The 12,930-nt window shown below is 40.9% G+C and carries 9 protein-coding genes; 6 read left to right on the top strand and 3 right to left on the bottom strand.

The window, feature by feature from the left end; translation table 11 throughout:
- Window positions 1–67: 67 nt before the first annotated feature.
- On the bottom strand, window positions 68–961 hold the full coding sequence (gene pldA, locus OOA_RS10995; RefSeq protein ID WP_008912222.1) for a phospholipase A: 894 nt from the start codon (window positions 959–961) through the stop codon (window positions 68–70).
- Window positions 962–1,127: 166 nt separating this feature from the next.
- Here pldA and OOA_RS10990 point away from each other — a divergent pair, with 166 nt between their 5' ends.
- From OOA_RS10990 to prfH, 6 genes are all read left to right on the top strand, one after another.
- A complete protein-coding gene (locus OOA_RS10990) occupies window positions 1,128–1,598 on the top strand; it encodes a thioesterase family protein (RefSeq protein WP_008912221.1) in 471 nt (156 codons plus the stop codon).
- Window positions 1,599–2,014: 416 nt separating this feature from the next.
- A complete protein-coding gene (rarD, locus tag OOA_RS10985) occupies window positions 2,015–2,905 on the top strand; it encodes an EamA family transporter RarD (protein ID WP_008912220.1) in 891 nt (296 codons plus the stop codon).
- 1,341 nt (window positions 2,906–4,246) lie between these two features.
- Window positions 4,247–5,599 (top strand): APC family permease, encoded by a 1,353-nt coding sequence (locus OOA_RS10980; protein ID WP_008912219.1) that lies wholly within the window; start codon window positions 4,247–4,249, stop codon window positions 5,597–5,599.
- Between the two features lie 280 nt (window positions 5,600–5,879).
- A complete protein-coding gene (locus tag OOA_RS10975) occupies window positions 5,880–7,601 on the top strand; it encodes an amidohydrolase (RefSeq protein WP_008912218.1) in 1,722 nt (573 codons plus the stop codon).
- A 274-nt stretch (window positions 7,602–7,875) separates the two neighbouring features.
- A complete protein-coding gene (locus OOA_RS10970) occupies window positions 7,876–9,012 on the top strand; it encodes an RNA ligase RtcB family protein (protein ID WP_008912217.1) in 1,137 nt (378 codons plus the stop codon).
- Complete coding sequence (prfH, locus tag OOA_RS10965; RefSeq protein ID WP_201764596.1) at window positions 9,009–9,620, top strand: peptide chain release factor H; 612 nt, start codon at window positions 9,009–9,011, stop codon at window positions 9,618–9,620. The genes OOA_RS10970 and prfH overlap by 4 nt, the downstream gene beginning before the upstream one ends.
- 233 nt (window positions 9,621–9,853) lie before the next feature.
- On the opposite strand, the gene OOA_RS10960 is transcribed toward prfH, so the two are convergent.
- Complete coding sequence (locus OOA_RS10960; protein WP_008912215.1) at window positions 9,854–10,438, bottom strand: 2OG-Fe(II) oxygenase; 585 nt, start codon at window positions 10,436–10,438, stop codon at window positions 9,854–9,856.
- A 265-nt stretch (window positions 10,439–10,703) separates the two neighbouring features.
- Window positions 10,704–12,866 carry a DNA helicase II gene (gene uvrD, locus OOA_RS10955; RefSeq protein ID WP_008912214.1) on the bottom strand — a complete coding sequence of 721 codons (2,163 nt, stop codon included), beginning with the start codon at window positions 12,864–12,866 and terminating at the stop codon, window positions 10,704–10,706.
- Between the last annotated feature and the right edge of the window lie 64 nt (window positions 12,867–12,930).

Here is a 12,930-nt window from a genome sequence, read left to right as displayed (position 1 = left end):
GCTTGATGCCCATTCAAGATCTGACTTGAACTCGGGTGACTGTATGCTAACAAATAAGTGCCAACGACTAAAGCATATCGTTCAACATCACACCAATACCAAAACGGGTTTGACGAAAATCATAGTCAATCATGGACTCACCATATCCACTAAACAATTGAGTATAAATCCTAACATGTTTACTGACTGGATAACTCCAACCTAACTCTGCTGCACCAAAACCACTGTTCCAGTTGTAACGCCCTGTCGCAGTGACCACACTATCACCTAAGGCATAACCTACTTTCAAGCGGTAGTAACCCATGTATTTAGTGATATCTTTATTATCATCACTACCTTCACTTTCAGGAAGGCGATACCACGGTTTTAAATCCACTTGCCAGTTACCATTTTGAGCCATGGCACGTGCATAAACACGGTTCCAACTACGTGACGTTGGGTCAGAGCGACCATTTGATTCATGGTTAAAACCTGTTTCAATTTCACGCAATGTCCAGCCACCGAGTTGATAATCGGTCGCCCAACCAATAAATATCTGAGGCTCATAATTTGTTTCACGAAATGGTGAAGACTCTTTTTTGTTACTTAATTGCCACCATGAACGCTGAGTATAAGATGCGGCTAATACTGAATTTTCCCCAGCAACACCTCGCCATAATGGAAAAGCTAAACTAAGCTGAAACTTCACTTCATCATTTAATGCATCTTTACCCCAATCATAGCTTTTTATCGCATTTTTGTTTATTGATGAGGTATAGGTATAAATAATATAGTTAGATTCATAGGGATAAAGTACAAAAGGGTTGTCATAGTTTTGTAATAACCCATCAATAATACTACCTTTTATTGGTGCTTTACCTACTGAATCAATTTGTGCCACTGAGTCTACATTTTCTACAGCCAACAATGGCACAGACCAAAAACAAAACACAGCACCGAGTAATTTGTAAAGAGCGCGCATCCAATCATTCCCATTATGAATTGTATTCGAATAACTATATTTTATTTTACACGCAAAACATGCTGGTTGCTGAAAGATTATTCATTATTAATAATTCACCTGATTAAAACACAACCATATATAGCAATAACTTATATTGCTCACATGCTTTTTAAGGATGATTATCATGAATGACCGTACTTATACATTAGAAGAAGCAAGTAAACTGATGAGCGATGCGTTCATCTATAAAATGCCTTTTAATCACCTTTTAGGTATCAAACTGGCTCATATGAATGATGACTTTGTTCAGCTAACGATTGATAACCGCCCTGAACTCATTGGCAACTTTACACAAAATATACTTCATGGAGGTGTAATCGCTTCAATTTTAGATGTTGCTGGTGGAATGGTATGTATTAATCGGATCCTTCAACGGATCACACCACTTATACACCAAGATATCGCCGACAAAATGTCAAAAATGGGTACTATCGACCTGCGAGTTGATTACCTTCGTCCCGGTAGAGGTGAGACATTTACTGCAAGTGCTAGCCTATTACGTGATGGTAACAAAATTGCGGTTACCCGATGTGAATTACACAATGAACGAAATCAACATATTGCGACAGCAATAGCGACTTATTTAATTGGATGACGTTAAAAAGCAAAAAATAATACTTAGGTGAGTTAGGAGCTATTGGCGATCAAAGATCAACAGCTATAAACGATAGTTTCATCATACTGTTCATTAATGTTAACAAGCCGCTGAAAAAATAAGCTTAACAGGTCAGCTGACTTGAATATCACTTGTAAAAAAACACGAGCAATGTCACATTAATAAAGTCATCAATCGGGTCGGTTTTATTACGCTCGATATCTCAATCGACTTACTTTTAGCCTTTTATATTCGTTATATTTCAAGTTACATGACATGTTTTGATATATAGTGCTGCGCTAAGCTACCCGGATCACAGTATTATCTATACTCTTAGGGTTCTTCATAAAATAGCATCGCTGACCACAGACATGTAACTCGAGTTATTTTGGGTATATTTAAATTTAGAGCCAATAATGAGCCAGCAAAACACAACCAAAGGTGTATTATGCGCCTTGGGAGCCTATTTAATTTGGGGTGTGGCACCCATTTATTTTAAAACTATCCAAGAAGTACCTCCAGAAGAAATACTGACTCACCGTATTATTTGGTCATTTTTCTTTATGTTGATTTTATTAACTGCAACAAGGCACTGGGGCTATATGCGCCAAGTGTTAAAGCAACCTAAGAAAATATTAGTTTTAGGTGTGACTGCGGTAACTATTGCGTCCAACTGGCTTATTTATATTTGGTCTGTCAATAATGGGCATATGCTACAGGCGAGTCTCGGGTATTTTATTAACCCGTTAGTCAACGTTTTGTTTGGCATGTTATTTTTACAAGAACGTTTTCGTCGCATGCAGTGGATTGCTGTTGCTCTAGCCTTAACCGGGGTACTTATTCAGCTATGGCAATTTGGCTCAGTGCCTGTTATCGGCTTAAGCCTTGCTATTACCTTCGCAACCTATGGTTTACTGCGTAAAAAACTTGGCGTTGATGCCCAGATTGGGATGACATTCGAAACATTATGGTTACTGCCTGTTGGCGTGATTTTCCTATTATTTTTTGCAGATAGTCCGACTAGCAATATGGTAATGAATGATTGGCACCTCAATGTGCTATTAATTCTTGCTGGTATTATCACTACCATACCCTTATTACTATTTACTGAAGCTGCTAACCATCTTCGTTTATCGACATTGGGCTTTTTTCAATATCTAGGCCCAACGATTATGTTCCTGCTCGCAGTATTTATCTACGGGGAACAAATGACATCTGAGTTGTTAGTGACTTTTGGCTTTATTTGGGTTGCATTAATTTTATTTACTTTGGATGCCTTGTACACACAACGAAGGTTGAGAAGGTAAACTAATTAATCTCGGTTAATTATAAGATAAAAACACTGACCTTAAATCATAATGGCATGATCTACACCCTTAATATTTTGAATTGCAACTTGAAGTATGACGGGGATAGGTCAGTGTTTCATTTAATGGAACTTTAATTGTTAATTTATTTTAACCATATTAAGAATATCGATAGATTAATTTCATTTATTTAAATATATATTTAAATAAAATTTATTAAAAAAATTTTTATTATTAATACTTTTTAGCTCCCGCTAGTTATAAATAATTTTCCGCTATTAAACATCGACTTTAGCACTATCGAATAACAATGAGATAAATAATTAATTAATTAAATCAAAGGATTACCTCACATTAAGGAAAGTTGATTTAATCAAAAAATCGGTTATGATTAATTTAATCTTCAATTTTCTTCTAATTAAAATCCAAGTAATAATCAACTCATTGAATTAAAAGAATATACGCGAAATGTTAATAATATTAATAACATAATGAGCATATCCTAAATAGTTCGTGCTGTAGCTAGGCGGTAAACGAAGACATTCCAAGGAGCATACATAAGTATGTGACTTGGGTGGCTAAGTGCAACCAACAACGCTACAGTGCGAAATATGACGGATATATGATGGATATCAATAAGATAATGAGCATATTCTAAATAGTTCGTGCTGTAGCTAGGCGGTAAACGAAGACATCCCAAGGAGCATACATAAGTATGTGACTTGGGTGACTAAGTGCAACCAACAACAACACAGTGCGAAATGTGAAATATATCAATAAGATAACGGGTATATTCTAAATAGTTCGTGCTGTAGCTAGGCGGTAAACGAAGACATCCCAAGGAGCATACATAAGTATGTGACTTGGGTGACTAAGTGCAACCAACAACGCTACAGTGCGAAATATGACGGATATATGATGGATATACAAATAAATGATTGCGTAAATGAAGCATCATAACTATATTGTACGCCGCTTGTACTCACCCCAGCGGATGGTGATGGTCCGATTCATCACTGACGTTTCATTAAAGTGCGCACGATGACATGTTATTAAATGTCCTGGTGCGAGGTTTTCTGAAATTGAATGCAAGTGGATTTTAAAACTGTAATGAAATATACCCAAAATAATTTTAGTTGCATTTAGGCGACCAATAAGGCTATTCCAATAAGTATACAATTGTATTTAATTTGGAAAACGGCTAATCGTTATTGATGACGCAACTTGAGGCATTTCGGGCATAAAAAAGTGTAGCGCTATATGGCTGCATTTTAGGTTCACTCCGCCTGTATATTCAGAAAGAGTTGATGGTTGTTAAGGGCTTTTGGGAAGGGCTTCAAAATGCAACAGAATACCGTTCAAATGAAACGTGTACTGACCACACCTGCGTTAGTATTTTTCGGGCTGGCTTATATGGTACCACTCGGAATTTTCACCACCTATGGTCAAGTGACTGTATTAAGTGAAGGCCATTTGCCTATTGCTTACCTCATTACACTGGCTGCTGTTCTATTTACCGCCTTTAGCTATTGCCGCATGACAAGCGCACTCCCTCTCGCGGGTTCTGCCTACTCTTATGTGCAAAAAACCTTTGGTGGCACACTTGGTTTCTTAGTGGGTTGGGCACAATTACTCGACTACCTATTCCTACCGATTATTAACTATATCGCGATTGGGATCTTCGTCCATGAAGCTTTCCCTAATATTCCGATACCTGTGATTATCTGTAGCACAATCGCCATTGTCAGTATCATGAATATTCTGGGTATCAAACTCGTATCCTCAATGAATATGCTGATCATTTCCATGCAGATTGTGTTTATCGCCGTGTTCTTGTATCTAAGCTTCAAAACCAATTTTGTGTTAGATACAGAGGCCTTATTGGCACCACTGACACTCGCCGCCGACCAAGTACCCGGACTGTTTGCGGGTGCCGCTGTATTATGTTTGGCTTTCTTAGGTTTCGATGCGATATCTACCATGGCTGAAGAGACTAAAGACGCCCGTAGTGCACTGCCTAAAGCGATTATCTACACCGTATTTATTGCGGGAACACTGTTTGTTGTCATCTCTTATAGCGCACATTTGATTTATCCAATGTGGCAAGACTTTATTCCAAATACGGATACAGCGAGCCTAGCGGTAATGAAACAAGTGGGCGGTGCTATGATGGCTTCGAGCTTTATTACTGCCTATGTCATTGGTGTGTTTGCTTCCGCAATGACTTCACAGGCGAGTATCGTCCGCATTTTCTATGCAATGGGTCGTGATGGTGTATTACCGCGCTCTCTATTTGCTTATCTGCATCCAAAACTGAATACCCCCGTGTACTCAATCATTTTCGTTGCAGTTGCCTCACTGCTATCATTAGTGCTGTCATTAAGCATGGTGGCATCTATGATCAGCTTTGGTGCCTTAATTGCGTTCACTTTTGTTAATTTATCCGTGATTAAACATTTTTATATTGATCGCAAAGAAGCGTTGGATGGTAAAAAGCTCATCACTTGTCTGATTATGCCGTCCATTGGTGTGATCCTGACATTATGGTTATGGACAAGTTTAGATAGAGAAGCCTTTACCGTTGGCCTATGCTGGCTGGCAGCAGGTGCAATTTATCTCACCTTACTGACCCATGGTTTTACTCGTCGCCCACCGGCAATTTCAGACGATGAAACCAATATGATTATTAATTAAATATACCCTAAGTAACTCGAGCGATATCTGGCTGACAAGTGAAGTCAATAAGGATAACGCTTGAGGCGTAACGGATATACATGGGGGAGCTGAGCTTCCCCTGTTATTTTTTTATTCTGGCTCCATCTGTACCCAAAATAATTCGAAGGCCATGTTGGTAAAAAGTGACGCTATCTCGGAGAGTATTGTGAACGATGCCACCGAGATAATTAAACGTAGTCGACTGGCGAAATGAAGTATGGCGAGTATGTGCAGAGCCCCTGATAAAGACTGATTAGAAATGAATAATAAAGTTGCTGATGTCATTTATTTCAACGGTTATATCTATACCGCAGACAAACAAAATAGCGTTGTAGATGCCATTGCCGTACAAGATGGTTACATTATCGCAAGTGGTACTTCAGGTGAGTTGCACCAATATGTTGGGCCAGAAACCGAAAGTATCGACTTAGAAGGCAGAATGATGATGCCCGGCATCATTGATGGCCACATGCATCCATTCTGGGGTGGCATTCAGTTATTTGGTTGCCATCTTAATTACGAATCCCTCACTATTGAGCAAATTCTCCAACGTGTCCAAGATCATTTAGATAAAGATCCACGCACGGGTGAAAATGATTGGTTGAAAGTGACGGCATGGTTACGTCAAGGTATGCTGCCTGCTGGCATTGATATGTACCGTGAAGATATGGACAAACTGAAAACGGATCGCCCTGTCGTTCTGTTTTCTAATGATTGTCATACTTTATTAGCTAATAGCCGCGCATTAGAACTCTTTGGTATCACTAAAGATACGCCTGAGCCACCTGATGGTAAAATCGGTAAGTATGACAATGGTGAGTTGAACGGCATCTTAGAAGATGCACCAGCCATGCGTGCCGCAGATAGCATTGCCTCTATCCGTGATGACCAAGCCATTGAAGTTGCAGAACTGGTACAAAAAGTATTAAACCAACAAGGTGTCACCACCGTGATGGATGCTCGTGTATCAGAGCAGCAGTTAGAAGCTTTTGCTGAGTTACAACAGCGCGATGAATTAACCATCCGCTTCCAAGCCGCGCGTGAAATTACGCCTGACCTAACGCCAAATGTCGCTGCCGTTGCCACTGCTGTCGATAATGCCGTTGCATTCGCGAAAAAATGGCACCAAGCAGATTGGACGCCAGCACCGGGCATCGGGCTGCGTAACATTAAAATGTTTGTTGATGGCGTGATGCAATACCCAACAATGACGGCTTCACTATTACAGCCTTATCGTATTAATAAAGGTACTGATGACGCGCCAAATTGGGTCGAGACGGATAACTATGGCGACCTGTACTTTACCGCAGAAATTCTTGATGAGTTGATGGAAAAAATCGCAGCGGCAGGTTATGACCCGCATTTGCATACCGTCGGTGAAGGTGCTGTTTCTATCGTATTAGATGCAATTGAAAAAATGCGTGCAGCACACCCAGAAAAAGATATTCGTCCGGGTCTGGCGCACAACGAGTTAGTCCATCCAAAAGACTATGCACGCTTTGCACGCTTAAAAACCATCGCATGTTTATCATTCCAATGGGCTGCACCAACGCCTGAATTGGCTGCTTTCGAGCGTAACATGTTGGGTGAAGAGCGTTTTGAACAATTAGAACCGATCGCGAAATTTATCGACGCAGGTGCTGTCGTTGCCTTTGGTAGTGACTGGCCAATCGATGATTTTGACGAATGGTATGATTTAAAAGTGGCTGCAACTCGCCGTGGTCGTGATATCGACGGTAAGCCTGCACCACGTTTAGATAACGACCGTGACCTAACCGTAATTGAAGTCCTGCGCTCTGCCACAATTGATTCAGCTTTCGCTCAACATCGGGAAGATGTTATTGGCTCACTGGAAGCGGGTAAATTTGCTGACATGATCGTACTCGATCGCAATGTGTTTGAAATTCCAGCTGACGACATCGAAAACGTGAAAGTACTACGTACGATTATCGGTGGTAAAACGGTACATATTACTCATTAATAGAATACTAACTTCATTTCAAAAGCGGCTTTTAGCCGCTTTTTTTATATCTTACGTCTGCTAAATATGGCCCTTATCGAGAAATCGCTTGCAAATATAAATCTACGTCGCTATCATCCGCCCGTTTTCTATTCATTCATACACTGCAAGGAGGTTCATCATGACAATAACAAATCAAACTCTTTGCGGGCTCATCCAGAAATAGTCACTCTATCTATCTCGTTACTGCCCGCTAAATCACCTTATTTTTTCCTTAAAAATGAGTTAATGACTTATGGGCAATGCTATTCATTCTGTTAGCGAACACGTTAGTTATATCGCAACAGAAAATACATGGATTGAAAGTAAAGCAATCCAACAATTACAAATAACAGCAAATTTACCTAACATGGTTTCGGTGGTCGGTATGCCCGATCTCCATCCCGGCAGAGGCTATCCAATTGGCGCAGCATTTTTCTCTGCACAACGTTTTTATCCTGCTCTCGTAGGAAATGATATTGGTTGCGGTATGAGTTTGTTTCAAAGCAATATCAAAATCGCCAAACTCAATTTAGACAAATTTGAAAAGCAACTATTAACTCTTTCAGATGTTGCTTCTCAGGAATGGCTTGATGAACATGTTCCTAATAGCATGAAAACACATAACTTTGTGGCTTCATTGAGCTCGATTGGTGGTGGTAACCACTTTGCTGAATTTCAGGCCGTCGACAAAGTGTTAGATAACGAGCGTTTCGAGCAAAGTGGCTTAAATAAAAAACAGTTACTGCTGCTCGTTCATAGTGGTTCTCGTGGCTTAGGGCAATCTATATTACGTAAACATATTGAAGTGCATAACCATGATGGTCTTGAAGCCGCTTCAAAAGAAGCAGAAGCTTATTTGCAAGCACATCAAGAGGCATTACGCTTTGCTGAGCTAAACCGCCAGTTAATTGGTCGTCGTATGTTGCAGCAAGTAAAAGCAACAGGTGATATGGCTATTGATATCAATCATAACCTTGTCGAGCCTTATACATTCAATGGAATTGATGGCTGGCTACACCGTAAAGGCGCGACACCATCTGATCGTGGCATGGTAGTGATCCCCGGCTCACGCGGTGATTACAGCTATTTAGTCGTTCCTCAGGCAAGTGAAGTAAGCTTAAATTCACTTGCACATGGCGCAGGCCGTAAGTGGATGCGTACGGAATGTAAAGGCCGCCTATCTCATCGTTACACCCCCTTGCAGTTATCGCGTACTGACTTGGGTAGCCGTGTTATCTGCGCTAACAAACAATTGATCTATGAAGAGGCTCCACAATCTTACAAATCAATTGATACTGTCATTGATAGCATGGTGGAGGCCGGACTCATTAATGTTATTGCTCGTTTAAAGCCGGTACTTACCTACAAAACCAGTGGGGCATGTGCATAATGTTATTACAATTTTCTTCTGCACAAGGTCCTGAAGAGTGCTGTATAGCTGTCGAAAAAGCTCTTGCTTGTTTTTTAGTGGATGCCAAACAGCAGAATGTGGCGACCGATATACTTGAATCAGTCTCCTCTAAACACGGTTTAAAATCCGTATTAATATCTCTTGACGGGAAACAGGCTGAAGCACTTTCACAGGCGTGGTCTGGCACCGTGCAATGGCAGTGTCAAAGTCCATTGAGACCACGACATAAACGTAAAAATTGGTTTTTAAGTGTTATTCGTTTTTCTCCTCTTCAAATAATTGAAGATAGTGAAATCGAATTCGAGTTCATTAAATCCCAAGGCCCTGGTGGGCAACATGTTAATAAAACCTGCTCTGCGGTTAGGGCAAAGCACATTGCGACTGGCATCAGTGTCAAAGTCCAATCGGAGCGTAGCCAACATGCTAATAAAAAATTAGCCAAGCAGCTTATATTTTGGCGTTTAAGTGAGCATCAAGCACAGCAAGTTTCTGTATTAGATAAACAACGGCACACTTCGCATTATCAGATTGAACGAGGCAATGCGGCGATTGTTTTTTCAGGAAAGGAATTTAAGCGGATTAGCTAGTTTCATTACCCTTAGTAAAAGCTATATCAATAAAGGTATTAATAGCTAACTTTTATTCAGATAGTGAATGTGCATGCAATGAAGGTGTAACTGGTTATGCCTTCATTTATTCGGTTGATCTGCTTAAGAATTAAGTTTTAATTCAGATAAGGTTAAGGGATTTACATATTGCTATTGCGAGGATCATTCAGGTTCAGCCCACCCCCTTTCAGGGGCGGCTTACAGGATAAGGGTCAAAGTATTTTTTCGGTTAGAAACCAACCAGCAATACTTTCACGCTTTTGTTGCGTAGGGAGAACTTCATGAGGAAACTCTTCAGACATAAACACAATCATCCGCCCAGCTAACGGGTCAAGTTGAAATAATGGCTCATCTTGCGGATTATACACCACTAACTCACCACCATCACCAGGCTGCCATGCCTCATTCATATACAGCACTGTAGTCACTTTGCGCCGCCCTTGCCCTTGAAAATTATCAATATGCTTTTTATAAAAAGCACCATTTGGGTAACGGCAGAAATGCGTTTCAAAATCACGCAATCCCATATAACACTGACAATTTAGCTCTTGGCGTATAGATTCCATTTTTGCCATGTAATCAGCAACGGGAGTTCCCATTTCAGGTTCTAACCAAATAGTCTGATCACCACGAATCGCTTTATTGCCTTGTAACGAATCACGGTTACCAATTTGCGCATCGTGCAACGTATCAGGAATACAAGTTTTAATCGCTTGTATTTGTGACAAGTTCAGAAAATCATCCCACACATACCAACCTTGTGTAGAAAGTGAATCAATTAGATTATTCAATGACATGATAAATACTAGAAAGGTTGTTCGGTATAATTTTATACGCTGAAATTCAGAAAAGAGAAAACTAAAAACTTAAATTTTTATGATTAATGTCTCATATCAATAAAAAAAACCAAAAGACACTATTTCACCTGATTGATTTTATTAGAAAATAATTACCTATTATTCCTATTTATTTTCAAATGCGAAGATCAAAAAAGGGAGCTAAGCTCCCTTGATTCATCAATGGTCAGTATGGCAAGTTACATGCTCACTCTTTAGGCGAATATTAAAGATCCTCTAATCGTGCATAGGAGGCCACCAGCCATTTAATGCCTTGCCCTTGGAAAGCAATTTGTAAACGGCTGTGCTCGCCACTTCCTTCTAAATTAATAATCGTACCTTCACCAAATTTAGGATGACGAACACGTTGACCCAACGCATATCCCGAATCATTTTGGCTTATTGGTGTACCAAGACGTTGATGGTTAACAGGCCGTGAAACTGACGCACGTAAACGAACCTCTTCAACACATTCATTTGGTAGCTCAGCAATAAAGCGCGATGGACGATGATAAACCTCTTTGCCATATAACCGGCGGCTTTCCGCATAAGTAATTGTCAGTTTTACCATAGCGCGAGTGATCCCTACATAAGCCAGACGCCGCTCTTCTTCCAAACGGCCACTCTCATCCATCGACATTTGGCTTGGGAACATACCCTCTTCCATACCGACGATAAAGACAATAGGAAATTCAAGTCCTTTCGCTGAGTGCAACGTCATCAATTGAACAGCATCTTGGTTGACATCAGCTTGACCATCGCCAGACTCTAAGGCTGCATGGGATAAAAATGCCTGTAATGGCATTAAATCTTGGTCTTCATCTTGATAACTAAAGTCGCGAGTCGCGTTGACCAGCTCTTCTAAGTTTTCAATACGAGCCTGTGCTTTCTCGCCTTTTTCCTGTTCATACATGGCGCGTAGGCCAGAGTCATTAATAACTCGGTCAGCCTGCACATGCAGTGGCATTTCTCGAGTTTCTTTAGCTAGCGCATCAATGAGCTCTAAGAAACGTTCAATTGCTGCCCCTGCCCGCCCGCCAAGCGCTTGTTCACGAAGTAAGTACTCACAGCTTTCCCATAACGTTAGCTGTTGATCACGGGCGGTTTGACGAACAGTATCGAGTGTGCGATCGCCAATACCCCGCGTTGGTGTATTCACCACTCGCTCAAAGGAGGCATCATCATTACGATTCGCAATCAATCTTAAATAAGAGAGAGCATCTTTAATTTCTTGGCGTTCAAAGAAGCGCTGACCACCATAAATACGGTATGGCATCGCACTTTGAATCAAAGCTTCTTCGAGAACACGTGATTGGGCATTACTGCGGTATAACATGGCACAATCTTGTAATGCGCCGCCGTTCTCTTGCCACTGCCTGATGCGATTAACAATATAACGTGCTTCATCTAATTCATTAAAAGCACAATAAAGCGAAATCGGCTCACCATCACCATCTTCCGTCCATAAATTTTTACCTAGTCTATCGCTGTTATGGGCAATTAATGCGTTGGCAGCTTTTAATATGTTATTAGTTGAGCGGTAATTTTGCTCGAGGCGAACAGTTTCAGCACCGGGAAAGTCATTCAAGAAACGCTGAATATTTTCAACTTGGGCACCACGCCAGCCATAGATTGATTGGTCATCATCGCCGACAATCATTACTTTACCTGTTTCACCTGCCAATACTCGTATCCACGCATACTGAATGCTGTTGGTATCTTGAAATTCATCGACTAAAATATTGGTAAAACGTTCGCGGTAATGTTGCAATACATGAGGCTTATTCAACCACAACTCATGGGCTCGTAATAATAGCTCGGCAAAATCCACTAACCCTGCTCGATCACACGCCTCTTGATAGGCCTGATACACTTTCAACCATGTACTTTCAACAGGATTGCCATAGCACTCTATATGTTGAGGACGCAAACCCTCATCTTTTTTACCGTTGATGTACCACATACCTTGACGTGGTGGCCACTGTTTTTCATCAAGATTCATCGCTTTCAGTAAGCGACGTATTAACCGATATTGATCATCGCTATCAAGGATTTGAAAATCTTGGGGCAAGCCTGCATCCATATAATGCTGGCGCAATAAACGATGTGCTAAACCATGGAAGGTGCCAATCCACATACCGCCTTCGCTGGAACCAATCAGTTGGTTGATACGATGGCGCATTTCTGCCGCTGCTTTGTTGGTAAAGGTCACCGCCATAATTGAAAACGGCGAAGCGTGCTCCACTGACATCAGCCAAGCAATTCTATGCACCAGCACGCGGGTCTTTCCACTTCCCGCACCCGCTAATACTAATAGGTTGGTGCGTGGCGCGGCAACCGCTTCGCGCTGTTTATCATTAAGGCCTTCGAGCAGATAAGAGACGTCCATAATTACCATCAAAGCAGAGCAGTGGTCGCTGCTATAGCGATGACCACTGTATTTTTATACAGAA

The sequence above is a fragment of the Providencia burhodogranariea DSM 19968 genome, from assembly GCF_000314855.2.
GTDB classification, from domain to species: domain Bacteria; phylum Pseudomonadota; class Gammaproteobacteria; order Enterobacterales; family Enterobacteriaceae; genus Providencia; species Providencia burhodogranariea.
The sequence above is the reverse complement of the archived record's forward strand: the minus strand, read 5'-3'. Positions and strand labels throughout refer to the sequence as shown.